Annotated in this window: 12 protein-coding genes and 1 pseudogene; 4 read left to right on the top strand and 9 right to left on the bottom strand. The window is 60.0% G+C overall.

Annotation, left to right across the window (positions count from 1 at the left end):
- Positions 1-29: 29 nt before the first annotated feature.
- The 6 genes and pseudogenes from HV675_RS32785 to HV675_RS32575 all read right to left on the bottom strand — a co-directional run.
- Positions 30-194: pseudogene (locus tag HV675_RS32785) on the bottom strand (sigma 54-dependent transcriptional regulator); the annotation flags it as partial.
- Between the two features lie 118 nt (positions 195-312).
- Positions 313-930: a hypothetical protein gene (locus HV675_RS21435; protein WP_175113103.1), complete on the bottom strand. Its 618-nt coding sequence runs from the start codon at positions 928-930 to the stop codon at positions 313-315.
- Entirely contained in the window at positions 927-1943 is a 1017-nt protein-coding gene (locus HV675_RS32240; protein ID WP_217478202.1) for a DUF2515 family protein, read from the bottom strand. Before HV675_RS32240 ends, HV675_RS21435 begins: the two co-directional genes overlap by 4 nt.
- A complete protein-coding gene (locus tag HV675_RS21445; protein WP_175113090.1) occupies positions 1940-2521 on the bottom strand; it encodes a PAAR domain-containing protein in 582 nt (193 codons plus the stop codon). Before HV675_RS21445 ends, HV675_RS32240 begins: the two co-directional genes overlap by 4 nt.
- A 4-nt stretch (positions 2522-2525) precedes the next feature.
- Positions 2526-3146: a hypothetical protein gene (locus tag HV675_RS21450; protein WP_175113104.1), complete on the bottom strand. Its 621-nt coding sequence runs from the start codon at positions 3144-3146 to the stop codon at positions 2526-2528.
- A gap of 626 nt (positions 3147-3772) precedes the next feature.
- Positions 3773-4063 (bottom strand): hypothetical protein, encoded by a 291-nt coding sequence (locus HV675_RS32575; protein WP_246270464.1) that lies wholly within the window; start codon positions 4061-4063, stop codon positions 3773-3775.
- Between HV675_RS32575 and HV675_RS21455 the strand changes: the two genes are divergently transcribed.
- From HV675_RS21455 to HV675_RS21470, 4 genes are read left to right on the top strand one after another with little or no spacing between them, the layout of a single operon-like run.
- A complete protein-coding gene (locus HV675_RS21455; protein ID WP_246270461.1) occupies positions 3969-12314 on the top strand; it encodes a hemagglutinin repeat-containing protein in 8346 nt (2781 codons plus the stop codon). The two genes, HV675_RS32575 and HV675_RS21455, sit on opposite strands and share 95 nt — an antisense overlap.
- Entirely contained in the window at positions 12298-12765 is a 468-nt protein-coding gene (locus tag HV675_RS21460) for a Rossmann-fold NAD(P)-binding domain-containing protein (protein WP_175113106.1), read from the top strand. Before HV675_RS21455 ends, HV675_RS21460 begins: the two co-directional genes overlap by 17 nt.
- Positions 12746-13126 carry a CDI system lipoprotein BcpO gene (bcpO, locus tag HV675_RS32580; RefSeq protein ID WP_246270456.1) on the top strand — a complete coding sequence of 127 codons (381 nt, stop codon included), beginning with the start codon at positions 12746-12748 and terminating at the stop codon, positions 13124-13126. Before HV675_RS21460 ends, bcpO begins: the two co-directional genes overlap by 20 nt.
- A 22-nt stretch (positions 13127-13148) precedes the next feature.
- Positions 13149-14897: a ShlB/FhaC/HecB family hemolysin secretion/activation protein gene (locus tag HV675_RS21470; RefSeq protein WP_175113107.1), complete on the top strand. Its 1749-nt coding sequence runs from the start codon at positions 13149-13151 to the stop codon at positions 14895-14897.
- Between the two features lie 232 nt (positions 14898-15129).
- Here the strand turns inward: HV675_RS21470 and HV675_RS32790 are convergent, their stop codons facing one another.
- The 3 genes from HV675_RS32790 to proB all read right to left on the bottom strand — a co-directional run bounded on the left by HV675_RS32790 (position 15130) and on the right by proB (position 17635).
- Positions 15130-15258, bottom strand: a complete 129-nt coding sequence (locus HV675_RS32790) for a DUF8189 domain-containing protein (RefSeq protein WP_281364094.1) — start codon at positions 15256-15258, stop codon at positions 15130-15132.
- A gap of 350 nt (positions 15259-15608) precedes the next feature.
- Complete coding sequence (locus HV675_RS21475; RefSeq protein WP_175113108.1) at positions 15609-16505, bottom strand: aspartyl/asparaginyl beta-hydroxylase domain-containing protein; 897 nt, start codon at positions 16503-16505, stop codon at positions 15609-15611.
- Between the two features lie 2 nt (positions 16506-16507).
- Complete coding sequence (gene proB / locus HV675_RS21480) at positions 16508-17635, bottom strand: glutamate 5-kinase (RefSeq protein ID WP_175113109.1); 1128 nt, start codon at positions 17633-17635, stop codon at positions 16508-16510.
- Positions 17636-17645 lie beyond the last annotated feature (10 nt).

A 17645-nucleotide genomic window follows, 5' to 3' on the forward strand; every position in this document is an offset into this window, starting at 1 on the left:
GTTAGTACTTTCAGTTAAGCCTGGTATCCCGTAATCCGCCCTGCGTCCGCCAACGTAGCCATCCGCGTAACCGACGCCGACAGCTCCCGAAAATTCCCCGTCCACGCCGCGCGTGACGAGGTAGCAAACGCCACATACTTCCGCTTCGCCTCAACGTTAAACCGCACCTGCTCGCCCTCCTCACGTCCGAAGCGAAAGTGATGCATACGTTGAGACAGGTGGCGTGTGTGAAAGGGTCGTGTGGCGCGCGGCCAAGGGCAAGAGTGGCCGCGCGCAAAGAATGAGGGAATTGCCCTACCGAATCCAACGGCCTCAATGATCCGCTCCCATGCTGACATCAATCAGATAGCGCGATTTCTCATTTGGCGCGGGACTACACTCAATCCAGCACTTGAAGTTGAAATACATCACGTATTTGTGCGGCACCACCAGCTCCCGCGTGCTGCCCCGGCGAAGCCTGGCGAGCCCGGCGGCGGACGCGGTGTCGAACCACGACGGCGGGCGTTCGCCGGATCGTTCGATCGGCTCCCACCCACCGCGCCTGAAGTCGACCTGTAGCCGGCTCACCAAAGCAATCGCGTCATCGAAAGGCAACGCCTCAAGCATTGGCGACGTGGTGATCGTTAGGACTTTGCCGTCTAGAAACGTAACGCCAGCGAATTTGGTCGGCGGAAGTGTAAAACCGTGGTCAGGATCGTTGAAAACGATAACTACCGCTGGCTTATCGACATCGATCGTGCCGAAGCCGTTGCCCGGAGGCATTGAGTTCTTCGCGACTGGATAGGTCGACCCCTTTAGTACATCGTCGTAAGTTTCGCCTACCCCAACGGAAAGCGTCGTCGTGGTCGCAAGGTAGTCGCGCTTCGTCCATGCGACCACCGCCAGGACGGTGACGGCGGCAACCGCCGACCAGGCATAACGGCGCTTCACGAGATACCACCGCCAGAGCCAATAGCCTGGATTGATCTTTCTACCTCCGCACGCTGCTGCCCGTGAAGAAGCACCTTGAAACGATTTGCGGCACGTATCACGAAAGCCATTCGTTGATCCTTGTCTGCCAGATTCGCGCTGAGGGTACGAGGGAAGTTTTCGGTCATGCTGGATACGGGACTGCATTGCGCCGACAGAGTTAGCTGGATATCCGCAGCGATACCGGACGGCATGTCGATTACCCACTCTGCCTGATTGGCCCGTAACAACGCCTGCATGTCTGCACGGTTGTACATGATTGTCTGAAGTACATTGAGTTGTTCGTGTCGCGCAATTATCAATACGCTATCGCTAACTCGTCCTTGGTCAATCAGTTCGAAACCCTGGAGAGGTTCGTCGAACGGATAACCGAATGGCAACAGTTTCTGGTCAACCGGCCACAGCACTTTGCCCGCCAGGTTTTGACGGTCCTTGAAGCACGTCTTGAAACGCTCGATACCATAGCGCTGGTAGAACAGATGCAGCGGATAAATATCGAGAAACAACGCGGTGTTGCCTAGCGCCAGCAACTCGAACATCTCTCCCGAAGACGCCGCAATCGCGTCGTACGCGAACGACGCCCCAACGTCCCCTCCGGATACCCGATCGTACTGGCGCGCGCGTTGTGAGAGTGTGTTCGCATGCAGCAGTCCGCAGCCGACCTGCTTCGACGCGAACGCCGCCAGCCCTGCCCACTGGAAACGGTTATCACTGAGCCAGAGTTTCGCATAGGCCGAGTTGATACGCGCGTTACGTGCCCTCGGGTCAGCGATTAGCCGACCGCCCGGCGCGACGATCGCTTCGGCTTCTTTCTGCACTTCAAGCCAATGGTTCGCGCAGGTCTTGACAATGACTTCCTTTGGCGTCGTGTCCGTGGTCGGAGTCGTTTTGCGCGTCGCGACATAGAACAACGTTTCGCCGCTCGGGCCTTTGATGGTTTTCGGAACGCCTGGCGGTGGATTGATGTCGCTCATGCTGCACTTCCCACGTAGATATGAATGTCTTCCTGGCTGGCGGCTTTCGCCAGTAGATGCGTATGACCCTGGTCGTCGGTCGTGCCGCTTTCCGACGCACCTTGACCGCGTCGGAGCGTATAACGCGTGTTACGGATTGGCATTCCATATCCGTCGTGCAGCACATAGTGGTCATCGAACGACTGGTCAGTCTGCTGCGCGCCACTGGCCGCCGCTGCCCCGTCTGTTGCTGCGCTCGCGCGCCCGCCCCCGCCAGTCTCGATCACCCAGCTACGGCCATAACGCGCGATGACGACCGGACGCTGTGCGCACTTGCACATTACGAGGTCGCCGCCCAGGGCCTGCGACGCGTTTAGCTCTTCGTCGTACATCCGGTCGGTATCTGGCGAACCAGGAGCGGCCACTATCACGCCAAGACTCTGGCAGGCGTCGCACCAGGCCCGCTGGCCCAAGTAGGTCTGCGGCCGTTCGCGCCCGTCCTCGCCCTCAATCGTGCTGCCTCGCCAGCCCTCGATAACGCGGCTGTTCCCACCCGTGCTGAGCGGATCATCTTTGACCACGCTGTAGAAAATCGCCATTGCGTTATCCTTTGGCCGCCGCGACGCTGGCCGCGCGTGCGACGTAGATGTGAACGCTCCCGGCGCGGCTGGCGGTGGTAAGCCGTTGTGCGGGTCCGGCAGTACAGGTCCGTCCGTGCACGGATGAATCCGTTTCACGCTGGATCGAATAGCATGCGCCAAGGTTTGGTCGGCCAGTGCCGTCGAGTACTGCAAACTGTTCGTCGAACTGTTTGCCTGCAGATGGCGCAACAGTGGATTGCGCCGCTCTGCTCGCGCTTGCTGAATCGCTGTCGTCCTCGTAGAAGCAGCCGGGATTGAGGCCAGCCAATACACGACTCTCGCCGCACAGATACGGCACACGATCGCTTTCGACAACGCCTGCCGTGTCCGTGATGGTGTCGCCGTTGCACAGGCGGGAGCCGACCAAGGCAAATGGCGTGTTATCCCACAGGGCAGCGGAGGCTGCACCGTCAATGTTGGTGGCCTCGGTGCCGTCGTCGGGTGTGAGGGTATCGCCCACACGCGCCGGCGCCATTCCGCGATATTCAGCTTTGGTCGCGACGTGGCTTGCGCGGCCGCCGCGCATGGTGCGCGAACCGGTCACGAAAAGATGCTGTGTTCGGTCTGCTGTCTGCCGCTTCATGTTCGACTCTCCAGTTGGGTTAACCGCTAGCCCAAGCTACTAAAAAGCAGGGTGCGAGTAAATCAGACAAGTATCAAGAAGTGTCAATCGCCGGTTTCTTCAACTAATCAGCGCTGTCCAATGGGCGAGGAGCCGGGAGCGGAGAAATCCGTCGAAAGGAAGATTGCAGTTCCCTCTTCCACATTTCTGCTATCCGACTTTGCATGTCTATCGGCGAAATGTCTTACGCTGATAAGCACGACCATCAATTACCCGTGCCGGCCAAAGCGATACCGGCACCTATGCGAACGTAGGCCCGCATTACCGACTACTTGATCTATGCGTCGCAGTTCCAGGCGTATTCGTCAAGGAGGCGCTTCTTAACCGACGCTGATGTTAGGTCTGAATTGAAAGCCTTTTTTGAAGGTCATTGAGATCCCTCCCCGGTCGCTGTTTTGAACAGATAACCGGAGCGATATTTTCGATTCTGTAAGCCGCCTATTCCAATGCAGGACTACCGACATTTACCGCCTTCATCAACAAGGCAACCGGCTTTCTCTAAAGGATCGCCGGACAAAGCCGTTATCTACTAAATCAGGATGTCGATTCACGCAGCCTCCGAATCCGGATATTCAATTCAAATAATTTCAATGCGCATCGCATGAAATCGCTTGATAGAACACCTCCAATCCTGCAAAACCGTCGTATTCAATGGGCAAATTAACAATCGTTGACTGTTCCTGGTCGCGTTTTCGAAGAAGATCAGCGGCAAGAGATTTCGCTGGACGAACAAAGAAAATGAATAAGAGAACGTACCGGCTGGTATTCAGCCGTGTAAGGGGTATGTTGGTCGCGGTCGAAGAAACAGCCACCGGGACGGCCAAGGCAAATCGGGGAGAATCCAGCGCTATCGGGCAGACGCCAACCCCGTGGCGCATGCCAGGATTCACGCAACGTCTGACGGCCATTGCCGTTATGTTGCTGTTCGGCACCGCATCGACATTGACCGATGCCCAAGTGGTTGCAGGCGGCTCACATGCACCCTCGGTCATCCAGACCGCCAACGGCCTGCAACAGGTCAACATCAACAAACCCGCCACCGCAGCCGGTGTTTCCGTCAATACGTATTCGCAGTTCAACGTCCCGCAAGCCGGGATCGTGCTGAACAACTCGTCTGTCCTGACGAACACGCAGCAGGCCGGCTATATCAACGGCAATCCGAACTTCGCTTCAGGCCAGTCGGCAAAGATCATTGTCAACCAGGTCAACAGCGCGTCGGCGAGCGCGATCAATGGCTACATCGAGGTGGCAGGCGCCCGGGCCGAGGTGATCGTGGCGAACCCCTCGGGCATTTCCGTCGATGGTGGCGGTTTCATCAACACCTCGCGCGCCATCCTCACCACCGGCACACCCAACTATGCCGCGGACGGCAGCCTCGCGAACTTCAGCGTCAACAGCGGGACCATTACGGTCCAGGGCGCGGGCTTCAATGCGTCGAACGTCGATGAGGTCGATCTTCTCGCACGTGCCGTGCAGGTCAATGCATCGCTGTATGCGAACAACCTGAACGTGATCACCGGCTCGAACCAGGTCGATCACAACACGCTCGCCGCTACTCCGATCGCAGGCAGCGGTCCCGCTCCCGGCTATTCAATTGACGTGAGCCAGCTGGGCGGCATGTACAGCGGAAAGATCGTGCTGGTCGGCACCGAACAGGGCGTGGGCGTTTCGAATGCGGGCGTGATCGCCGCACAGGCGGGCGACCTGACACTGACGAGTTCCGGTCAACTCGTCCAGAGCGGCCAGATGAGCGCCAGCGGCAACGTGGCGATCAGCGCGGCGAGCGTAGCCAATAGCGGCACGATCTACGCGCAGCAAACTGCGTCAGTCGGAACGTCGGGCACGCTGACAAACAGCGGCACGCTTGCGGCACAGCAAAACACCGGCATCAACGCAGCGAGCGTGGCCTCCACAGGCACACTCGGCGCTGGCGTGAACAACGACGGCTCGGTTGGCACGAGCGGTGACCTGTCGGTAGCGGCATCCGGCCAGTTGAACGCGACCGGCGAGAACGTTGCAGGCGGCAACGCGTCATTCTCGGGCAGTGGCGTGAGTCTCGCCGGTAGCCAGACGGCGGCCAGCGGCAACCTGTCGCTGACTGCAACGGCAGGCGACCTGAACCTGACTGGCGCGACGACGAGTGCAGGCGGCGCCGTCAATGCGCAGGCGGCAGGGACGCTCACCAATGACCGCGGCACGCTCACGGGCGGCGGCGTGACGCTCACCGCAGGCAACCTGTCGAACCAGGGTGGCGAGATCTCGGCACAAGGACCGCTCGTCGCGCAGGCGTCGGGGCAGATCGCGAACCAGGGCGGCGAGTTCGTCTCGCAGGGCGCGATGCAGATGCACGGCGGCGCCATCGCGAATGACCAGGGGACGTTGCAAAGCGCGGCTGGTCTGTCGGTATCCGGCACTTCGCTCGACAACACGGCAGGGCGCATCACGTCGTTGAACGGCGATGGCCTCACGGTGACGACGACCGGTCAACTCACGAATGTTGCCGGGACCACCGCGGCCGGCGCGCAGGGTGGCGTGATCGGCGGCAATGGCGCGGTCACGCTGCAGGGCGGAAGCATCGTCAATCAAGGCGTCGTCACTGCGCAAACGGACCTTGATGTTGCCGCACAGTCGATCGACAACAGTGGCGGATCGCTCCAGGCCACGGACAATGCAACGGTCAACGCGGGTGCGCATCTGACCAACAGCGGCGGCACGATTGCCGCGGGCCAGACGGCCTCGGTGACCGCGACGACGCTCGACAACAGTGCGGGAACCACGCAGGCCGTGCAGCTCTCGCTGAACGCGACCAACCTCGTCAATCACGCGGGCACGATCACGCAGACCGGCAGCGCAGCGATGAATGTGGCGGTGTCAGGCACGCTCGACAACTCGGCGGGCGGCACACTGCAGACGAACAGCACCAACCTCACCCTTGCGCCTGTCACGCTCGACAACGACGGCGGCACAATCCTCGACGCCGGAACGGGCACGCTGACGATTGCACCGGGCAACGGCGCAGGTTCGATGTCGAACGCCGGCGGAGAGATCATTGCGGCAGGTCAGATCGCCGTACAGGCGGCCAGCCTGAACAACGCGACCGGTGTGCTGGCCGCAGACGGCAATATCGCGGCGAACGTTGCGGGTGACATCAACAACACGCAGGGGGCGATACGTTCGCTCGCGTCCCTGTCGCTCAGCAGCGGCGGCGCGCTGACCAATACGAACGGCCAGATCCAGTCCGGCACGGGTGCGACGGGCGATGCGAGCACGCTCGCCATCCAGGCTGCTTCCATCGACAACACGGGCGGCCTCATCAGCAACCTCGGCGCGGGCAACACGACCGTGCAGGGCGGCAGTCAGACCGTCAACAGCGGCGGCCAGATCACGGGCAACGGTAACGTGAGCGTCGTTACGTCGACGCTCTCGAACACGCAGGGCGCGCAGCTGAGCGGCGCAAACGTCGCGGTGCAGGCGAACACGGTGGACAACAGTGGCGGCCGGATCGGCAACATCGCCAGCTCGAATGGCGACGTCACGATCACGACGACAGGCGCCATTGCCAGCACGAACGGCGCGATCGGCGCCACGCACGACCTGACCGTAAATGCGGCGACGCTCACGGGCGGCGGCGCGTACAGCGCGACCGATAGCGCGACGGTGAACATGCAGGGCAATTTCGCGCCGACCTCCGGGTTCCAGTTCAATGCCGGGAACAATCTGGCCTTCACGCTGCCCGGCACTTTCACCAACAGCGCGCTCCTGGAAGCGGCTGACAACCTGAGCGTTACCGCTGGCGCTATCGCCAACAGCGGCGAGATGATGGCCGGCGGTACGCTCACCACGCATTCGAACACGCTGCAGAACACAGGTTCGATCGTCGGCGGCAGCGTGTCGCTCAACGCCACGCAAAGCCTGTTGAATGTGGGGCCGGCCGCGCTTATCGGCGCGACGAACAGCAATGGACTGCTCGAGCTGCTCGCACCTGATATCGAAAATCGCGACGACACCACGATGACCGATACGCAGGCAACGACCGCGATTTTCGGTCTCGGCAGTATCATGCTGGCGGGCGGCAAGGATGCGAACGGCAACTACACCAACGCGAATCTGATCCGCAACCAGTCGGCGCTGATTCAATCGGCGGGCAACATGACGCTCGACGCGAGTCAGGTCACGAATACGCGGACGACGATGACGACGACGGGCTTCAACCAGCCGGTTGATCCGTCGCTGCTCACGCAGCTGGGCATCAGCCTGTCCGGATGCACAGCGGTCACTATGGCGGCCTGCTCCGGCCAGTATGTGGGCTGGTCCGATGCGACTCCGGATATGATCGGCGGCGTCGATACCGAACCGCCGCACGGCGGCCAGTGGAACAGCGGCTACCAGTACACGACTTATACGGGCGTGGCGCTCGCTAACGAGATCGCGTCGATCAGCCCGCAGGCGCAGATGATCGCGGGCGGCAACCTGGATGCGTCGAAGGTGGGCCTGTTCCAGAACTACTGGAGCGCGGTCGCGGCGACCGGCAACATCGCCACGCCGGTCACGCTGGACCAGAACAGCTGGCAGGGACAAACCGCGCCTGAAGTGCAGGTGACGTACTCCGGCTACTACCACTACACGAACTACGACCACAGCATCGGAGACTGGACGCTGCCGTTCGGCGACGTCCCGTTTGTCGGCTCCAATCCGGGCGGCTACGCGCAAGCGGCGCCAGCCGATATCCGCACTTACGCGCTGCCGGCCTATGAGTCCACCTTCGTCGCGGGCGGCACGCTCTCCGGTACGGGCGTAAGCATCAACAATACCGCGGGCAATGCGGGCATTCCGTCGCTGGGTCTTACCGCCGGCCAGTCCGTGAGTGGCGTGAGTGCCGGCGGGGTCAAGGGGAGCACGGGGCTCATCGATCCGATCATCGCGGCGGCGACGGCGGTGAATGTGCTGAACAACCTGACGATTCCGCAGGGCGGACTCTTCAAACAGGCTACCGCACCGGGTGCCGAGTATCTGATCGAGACGAATCCGGCCTTCACCATCCAGACGTCGTTTGTCTCGAGCGACTACTACCTGTCGCAACTGGGCCTGAATCCGCAGACGACGGAAAAACGTCTGGGTGACGGCTTGTACGAGCAACAACTGGTGCAGGATCAGATCACATCGCTGACCGGAAAGTCTGTGCTGGGCCCCTATACGGACACCCAGTCGATGTACCAGTCGCTGCTCGCGGCGGGCGCGTCGCTCGCGCAGTCGCTGGATCTGCCGCTTGGAGCGAGCCTGTCGGCTGCCCAGGTGGCGGCGCTCACCACTAACGTGGTCATCATGCAGACGGAGGTGGTCGACGGACAGTCGGTGCTGGTGCCGGTCGTTTATCTCGCGCAAGCCAGCCAGCAGAACGCGCAGGGGCCAGTTATCGCGGCAACCAACGTCGACTTGCAGAACACGCAGACCTTCACGAACAGCGGCACGGTGCAGGCCAGCAATACGCTGTCGATTCAGGGCCAGCAGATCGACAATGCGCTCGGCACGTTGCAAAGCGGCGGCCAGATGTCGCTGATCACCACGGGTAATGTCGACCTGACCTCGGCGACGGTGAACGCCGGGAGTCTCGCGCTGAACGCGGGCGGTAACCTGATTCTCAACACGGCGGTGAATACCGTTAGCCAGGTTAGCGCGAGCGGCGCCACGCGAACCACGACCACGCTCGGGGCCATCGCGAATCTGAACGTGACCGGCGACGCAGCGATTACGACGGGCGGCAACTTCGAGCAGAACGCGGGTGACCTGAACGTGGGCGGGTCGCTGGGCTTGAGCGTCGGCGGCAACTGGGATCTCGGCTCGGAGCAGAGCGGCGAGCATCAGGTGGTCGAGCGCGCGAACGGCGTGTCCAACACGAACATCAACACCTCGACCGGCAGTTCGGTGACGGTTGGCGGCGTGTCGGAAATCGGCGTGGGCGGCAACCTGACGGCGACAGGCGCGAATATCAATCTTGCCGGCGGGGGCGTGATTGCGGCGCAGGGGGATGTGACGCTGCAGGCGGCGACTACGACCTCGACGGTTGACAGTAGCAGCTCGGGTAGCGATGGCCACGGTAGTTACTCGGAGTCGTCGCACACGTCGGACGATGCGCTGACTGGGACGACGCTTAATGCCGGTAACTCGCTCATCGTGGCAGCGGGTAACGACATCAACGTGATCGGTAGCACGATCAATCTCGACACGGGGACGGCGACGCTCGCGGCAGTGGGTAATGTGAATATCGGTGCGGCCACTGGAACGCATGTCGATGATTCGCAGGAACAGCACAGCCACAGTGAAGTGGTGAGCGGCAAGGAGGTATCGAGTTCGAGTGACACGACCACGACGCTTTCGCAGGGCAGCCTGATTTCCGCCGATGCCGTGTCGATTTCAAGCGGCAAGGACATCAATGTGGTGGGCAGCGCTATCGTCGGCACGAACGCGGTATCGCTGGGTGCTGCACACGACGTGAATATCACGACCTCGCAGGACACCATGCAGTCGTCCGGCAGCTACCAGGAAAAGGATTCAGGCTTGGGGACGAGCGGTCTGAGTGTCACTATCGGCAGCAGGGAAACGGCAACGACCGATCAGGAGTCGAGCGTTACGAACAACGCGAGCATCATTGGCTCATCGACCGGCAACGTTTCTATCACGGCGGGACACGATCTCGGCATCACGGGCAGCGAGGTTGTAGCGGGCGGTAACGTGGCGTTGACTGGTCAGAATGTCACGGTCAATGCTGCCTACGATACCTATAACGAATCCCAATCGCAGCAAGTTAGCCAATCAGGGCTGAGTGTGGGTCTGGGTGGCGGCCTTGTGAGTCTTGGGGAGTCGATGGCAAATTCGGTTCGCCAGGGTGCGGAGTCGGGAGATTCGCGCCTTGCAGCGGTCCAGGGCGTAGCAGCGGCCGAAATGGCCTATCAGAATCGCGGCGCCATCGGCAATGCGGCCAGTGGTCTCGAGAACGGTGACGCCAGCTCGGCGACGCAAGGTGTCCAGTTGCAGATCAGCATCGGGTCGAGCCACAGCAGCAGCAATTCCAGCACGTCGATTACGACCGCCAAGGGTTCGTCCATCATCGGTAACGGCAATGTGACCGTAACGGCGACCGGCGCGCCCGATGCGAACGGTAGCGCGCAGGCGGGCACGGGAAACATCACCATGACCGGCGCAACCGTGACGGGGAAAAACGTTACGCTGGATGCGAATAACGCGATAACGCTGCAAAGCGCGCAGAGCACCGAGCAGGATAGCAGTTCGAATAGTTCGAGCGGCTGGAATGCGGGTGTGGGAATTGGTGTGGGCAAGAGCACCGGGATAAGCGTTTTTGCCAGCGGGTCGAACTCGCACGGCCAGGGTAACGGTAGCAGCGTGACGCAGAACAATACGACCATCGCAGCGGGCGACACGCTGACGATGAAGTCTGGCGGCGATACGACGCTCGCGGGCGCGCAGGTTTCAGGCAATACGGCCAACGTGGATGTAGGCGGCAACCTCACAATGACGAGCCTCCAGGACACATCAACCTACGGGAGCAACCAGCACAGCAGCGGGTTCAGCGGTACGCTGACCTATGGCTATGGCGGTAGCGTCGATGCCTCGATCAGTCATACCAGCATCGACAGCAACTATGCATCCGTCAACCAGCAGACGGGGATCGTGGCGGGCACAGGCGGCTTTGACGTGAACGTGGCTGGCCATACACAGCTTAACGGCGCAGAGATAGCAAGTGCCGCCCCCGCGGAAAACAACAACCTGACTACGGGAAGCCTGGGCTTTACCGACATCCAGAATACGATGTCGTATTCAGGTTCGTCGGAGGGCTTTTCGCTATCGGGTGGCCCGAGCTTTGCGCAAACAGGTGCCAGTGCGAGCGGTACGACCTATGCGGCGGTCAGTCCAGGTACGATCACTGTAAAGTCCGATCAGCAAAGCGGTACCGACAGCACGGCGGGCCTGTCGCGCGACACGGCTAATGCGAACCAGACGGTGCAGAACACGTTCAATCTGCAACAGGTTCAGAATAACCTCGCGTTTGCACAGGCATTCGGCAAGACCGCAACCTACGCGGCGGGACAAATCGCGGACGAGCTTGAAAACAGCATCCCCGCGTTTGCCGAGGGTGGCGTCGCGCGCGATGCGATGCACGCGGCAGTCGCTGCCATCGGTGCGGCGCTTTCGGGTGGAAACATTGCGGGTGCTATCGGTGGTTCGCTTGCGGGCGATGCGTTGCAGTCGCTGGCGCAGCCGCTCATCGAGCAGGCTGTCGCGCAGGTACCGGTGGAAGATCAGACCGCTCTGCGCAATGCGCTGAATGAAATCGTGGCGGCGGCAGGAGGGGCCGCAGGCGGCGCACTTGCTGGCGGCGGCTCGTCGGGAGCAATCGCCGGTGCGGGTTCTGCCGCGAACAACGAGGTTTATAACCGTCAGCTTGACGATAGCGAGCGGCAGTGGGCTTCGAACAATGCAACGGCATTTGCCCAGTTCTACGAACAGCAGACCGGCCAGACCATCACGACAGACCAAGCGCAGCAAATGTTGCTGGTCAACGGCTATATGATGGTGGATGCCGCTGCCGCGGCGGGTGGCTCGGGCTATAACGCTACCGCCGCGCAGTACATCAGTGCCAAGAGCAATGGCCTGTTCGTCGCGACACCCGCTGACTACAATAATCCCTTCGCAAACGGTAGCAGCAGCGGGCTTTCGCCAGAGCAGCTTGCGATGCCGGGCGGAGTGCCCGCAGTGCCATCGCCGGACTATGTGTCCGCTAACGGCTCAGGAATGACAATGGCGTATGGAACTGCGCTCAACCTGCACGATGGGCAAATATATCTTAATCCTGGAGCGAATTTGCCATTTGCACCTTCTGGATCGATTTTATGGGGTTTTATCATAGGTAAGGGTGCCGATGCTTCGAGCGCGACGAATAGTTTGTTGAATGGCGGCGCTTACGTTGGCGGCGGGTGCTTTCTCATATGCGTCGGACTTAATCATTCAATCGGCGGCAACACTGCAATCGAGGTTGGTTTTGGCTTGCCAGGCGCTTCCGTCGGTACATCCGTTGGTATTCCGATTGGAGGCCCGCATGGGAAAATTCAATAATCTCTTGTCGCTTGCCGGATTCATCCTGATAATTTGCGTAGTTGCTTTAATTGTTCGGACATGTGCTAATGAACCGTCAATATCGCCTGAGCGGTTCACATCAACCTTGGTGATGATGCGTGCCGACATGAATGCGGCTCTGGCTGTCGGTGGTGTCAAGATTGCATTTGACAATAATAGAAAAACGCAAATAAATAGAGTATCAATTTCGGCATCTATCCGAGGGGATACATGGAACATAAACTTGCAAAATGAGTACGTCCGAACTCTGTCGCAGAGAGGTTGGAGGGTGATCGATGATTCGAACGCCCCAATCTTGATGTGCAAAAATGGAGCATTGGCGACTATTGCACGTGATACCGCCCGTCGCGGCATTCATTCCGGAGATGGATATATCACGATGAGTCTTTCACCGGCGACGATTATGCAGTGTGACCACGCCGCTCATTAAAACTGATCTGAAACCTTCAGCCTGTCGAATTAGGCCGTGGCTAACTGGCGACTTAACAGATCAGTCGCGGAACGTCAGCAAGATGGCGGCATATTGCCAATCATGTTTGGCATTTTTCCACTATCAATCACCTCAAAAACAGACCGTTAAAACAATGCGCAATTTATATCCGCTTGCAACGCTCATGCTGTTGACGGCGTGTCAGAACCTGCCGCCTGGTGCGCCGCCCATGCCGCCGCCAAAACCTGAAATGCAGCCAGTTCTAGCGCCTGATTCCAACTCGTTCTGGGTCATGGGCTACTGGAAATGGAGCGGGACGGAGTGGGTCTGGATTCCCGGGCATCTTGCTCCGAAGCCGTAGAACGAAACCGCCATAACAATAAATGAAAATCCACGCGCACCTTGTATTGCTGTTGGTTGCGTTGCTTGTGCCCTATGCCGTAGTCGCTCAGCAGACCCCGCCGGATGCAGCAGCGGCCGCCCGCGCGAACGCCGAACAGCAACAGCAGGTCCAGCAACAGCTCGACGCGCAGCAGCGCGCAGCGGCCGTTGCCGCGCCCGCTGTGCGTTCAACCACGCCTAAAATCACCGGCTGGCCAGCATTGCCCGTTGAGCAGCCGTGCTTCCTGATCCGCTCGTTTGCGCTCGATGTGCCGTCAACGTTGCCCGACTCAATACGCAAAGAGGGCGCATCCGCACTTCCGCAGGACCGCTTCGCATTTGCACGAGAATGGCTTGACCACTACAGCGGCCAATGTATCGGCATCAAAGGCCTCGACACACTCATCAAAGGCCTGCAGCAGACCATCCTGAGTCGCGGCTACATCACCACGCGCGTGCTGCTTCCCCAGCAGGACTTGTCCGCCGGCACGCTGAAGCTCGCCCTCGTACCGGGCGTCATCCGCAAATTGAAGTTCGCAGATCCAGCAACGCGTGGCACATGGAAAACAGCATTTCCCGCCCGTGACGGCGACCTGCTCAACCTGCGCGATCTCGAACAAGGCCTCGACCAGATGAAGCGCGTCAGCAGCCAGGATGCGGACATGCAGGTGATGCCAACCGATGTGCCCGGCGAAAGCGATGTGGTCATCACCGTGAAGCGCACGAAACCCTGGAGCCTCGTCGCGTCGGTCGACAATTCGGGACAACGCGCCACCGGCAAACTACAGGGCAACCTGAGCCTCGGCCTGAACAACCCGCTCGGCCTGAACGACATTCTCAGCCTCAGCGCAAACCAGGACCTGGAATTCGGCGACAAGGATCTCGGCTCGCACGGCTTCAACGGTTCTTACTCGGTGCCGTGGGGTTACTGGACAGCGACACTCTATGGCAGTACGAACACGTACTATCAGCAGATCGCCGGCGTGAACCAGACATTCGTATCGAGCGGCAACCAGCAGACGGTCGGTGTGAAACTGCAGCGCGTGCTACGCCGCAGCCAGGACGACATTTTTGGGCTGGAATTCCAGTTATCCAAGCGCTGGGGAGCAAGTTTCATTGATGACACAACCATCCCGACACAGGACTACAACAACACCTTCATCGAAGGCGGTGTCACCGATCGGCACTATTTCGGCGCTGCGCAGTTCGACGGCACGCTGGCTTACCGCCAGGGCATTGGGGACCTCGGCGCAACACCTGACCCTTACCCCACCGGCCCGACCTACCGGTTTCACATGGGCGTGGTGGATGCAAACCTGTCGGTGCCCTTTGCAGTAGGCCAGCAGCCGCTGCTGTTCGTGACGACCCTGCATGGCCAGTACACTGGCGACGCGTTGTTCTATGTCGATGATCTCGCCATTGGCGGCCGTTATACGGTGCGCGGTTTCGACGGCGAACAGATGCTCGCGGCCGAGCGCGGTTTCTACTGGCGCAATGAATTGCAGGTGCCGATCGGGCACACGGGGCAGATGCTTTACGTGGGGCTCGACTACGGCCACGTGTTTGGTCCGAACACGGAGGTGCTCGCAGGCACGCAGCTAGCCGGTACGGTGATCGGTATCCGCGGTGGCATCCCGACGCGAATTGCGGGGCTCTCCTATGACCTGTTTGCAGGCACACCGATCTACAAGCCCGCTGGATTCGATACTGCGCGCGTCACGCTCGGCTTCCAGGTGACGGCGCAATTTTGATGAGCCTTGAGTCAGTGACGCGCTAATTGGGCGCCTTCAGTGAAGTGATGAGAAACTTCTTCGGATTTTGATGCCACCACTGAAATGAAAACATTTGATCTTGAGAAATCGAAAAAAGCTCGTGTTTGGCTTAACGAACTTCCTGAATGCGAATATGCTTCGTCGCAAATTTTGATACACATTACCGGGTTGCGGAAGCACCGAATTTTCCAACGCTTCCGCTCCACAGTGATCACGTCAACTTGTTCCACCCACTCCACGACCCCGCATGCGGCGCGGTCTGCCAGTTGTTGTACGCGGCGTTATCCGTGCCGATGCTGAAAATCTCGAGCCGGCAATCAGGCCTAATCGCAACCCCCATATCGGCTCCATCGAATCTGTTCCCACCGCGGCGAACGCTGAACGCTCAGTAGCCAGTCGAGTGCCGCGCGCCCGCGCGCCGTAATGCACCAATGCAAATGCACCCCGTCGATACCACCACCAGCGCAATCACCCTGCTCACAGGCAAGCAACCCGCCGCATCCACATTCGATAAATTCCCGTCGCACCAACTCCGCAAAAACCCTCGCACGAACATGCGCTTCCGGCTGACGAACACAAGCAGCCCGAAGCGCGTCGAGCACCTCCGCATGGGTCGCAACCTCGGGCGGTGCAAAGCATTGAACGAACGTGTCGGACATGAGCGGCGGCCAATCCCGATCGAGCAGCGGATCAGTAAATGCCCCTGCGCAACGGAAACCGTTCATTCATCAAGCGTGAACCGATATAAAACCTCTGCATCTTCTCGCAATGCTCGACGAGGTCTTGCCGTCGAGTCATTTTCGCGACCTCCGTCAAATTCTTGTAGATATCGCTAACCGGCGATTCAAACCGCAGATGCACCTTCGACAGTTTGACGAGGATATGCTCCGCGTCATCCTTATCGTTGAAGGACGTCGACAGCAGTTCGAGGTAATCCTGCAGATCCTCAGCCTCGAGCTTCGTACGTGACACGAGTGCCGGCCTGATCGATTCATCGCGAATCGACGGGTCCTTGAAGATCAGCGAGTAATGCGGGTTCAGTATGTCCGCATACTGAAAGTCCAGACTCAGAATGCGGCGGTTGTCGGACGTAAGGTTGAGCGCACCATGCGGCAGCGTGGACTCCAATATCCAGATGTCGCCTTTGCGCATCCGGAACACGCCAAAATTTTCCTCCGTGTGATACGAATCGATGCATGTTTCAAGCGGAATCAGAATTCGAATATACCTGTCCTTTTCTTCGGATAGCTCGAGGAAGTCGGTGTGCGGAATGACCAGCCCATCAACGAGGTTGCGCACGCGAGCCATGCGCAGATGCTCGATATCGAAACATTCCTCGATGATCTTGCTGAGGTACGGCGTCGCAGCCCCTGCTTGCGTGCGGATCGCGGGATGGTCATAGTCCGAATACTGCGTGTCGGTCCATTCTCCGGTTCGGTTCCACAGCGAATGATTGATCCATGTCCCCGAACCGAACTCGTCATATTGCTCCCTCAGAAGCGGCAGTTCGGACAGCACTTTCAGGTCCTGTTTCAGCAGCGCATCATCGAATTTGACGCGTCCTACGAGGCGGGTCGCCGTCACCATGTTTATGTCCTCCTGTTGTAAAAGTCCAGAACGATGTTTCCGCGATTCACCAACTCGGTAACGTGTTGATCGGGCGGGGCGGCGTGCGCAGATGCACTCCAGCGGTCAACGATGCGACTCATCTCCCGTGCGCTGTAATTGCTGATACCCTTCGCCAGCACGCGTTCATGCGGATCGGTGATCTCGATGACTTCATCTCGTTCGAACGTGCCGCGCACCCGCAGGACACCATTGGGGCGCACGCCCCGGTGGCGCCGCACGACCGCGTCCGCGGCTTCAGCATCGAGCACGATCGTGCCGTGTGTGACGAGCTGCCCAGCGAGCCAACGGTCGGTTTCGACAAGGCGTTGTCGGCCAGGACGCAACTCTGTGCCGACAGCGACGCCAGATCGAATCTTTCCGAGCACGCCGTCGATATGCCCGCATGCGAGGGTCGTGATGCCACCGGACAGCGCGAATAGTCTTGCGGATTTGACCTTGCTCAACATCCCGCCAGCACTTGATCCAGCTGCCGCAACGCCGCCGGCGATACCGAGAAGAGCGTCGTCGTCCACGCAGGCCTCGCTGATCAATCCGGCGCGCGGCTCGGTCCTGGGATCGCCGCACAGCAGACCGGCCTGGTCCGTCAGAATCACAAGGCGGTCGGCCGCGACCATGTTGGCGACGAGCGCGGCCAGCATGTCGTTGTCGCCGAAGCGGATTTCCTCGGTGCTGACCGTATCGTTCTCGTTGATGACGGCCATCGCGCGCATCTGGACAAGCTTGCGCAGCGTGGCCTGCACATTCAGATACCGCTGGCGGCTCGCGAAATCTTCATGGGTGAGCAGAACCTGGGCCGCGCAGATCCGCCGAGCCCGGAAGCTCGTTTCGTATGCATGCATCAGACCCATCTGGCCGATCGCGGCCGCGGCCTGCAAAGCGGAAATATCGCGCGGCGTCCTGCACCATCCGAGCCGGCTCATGCCTTCGGCCACTGCGCCGGACGAGACGATGACGATTTCCAGACCCGCATGATGCAGTTCGGCCATCTCGTCCGCCCATCGGGCAAGCGCCCGATGGTCAAGCCCCTTGCCGTCGCTGGTAAGAAGGGCACTGCCGATTTTGACGACCCACCTGGTCTCATTTGGCATGATGTCTGGA

This window comes from Paraburkholderia solisilvae, assembly GCF_902859875.1.
Classification (GTDB): domain Bacteria; phylum Pseudomonadota; class Gammaproteobacteria; order Burkholderiales; family Burkholderiaceae; genus Paraburkholderia; species Paraburkholderia solisilvae.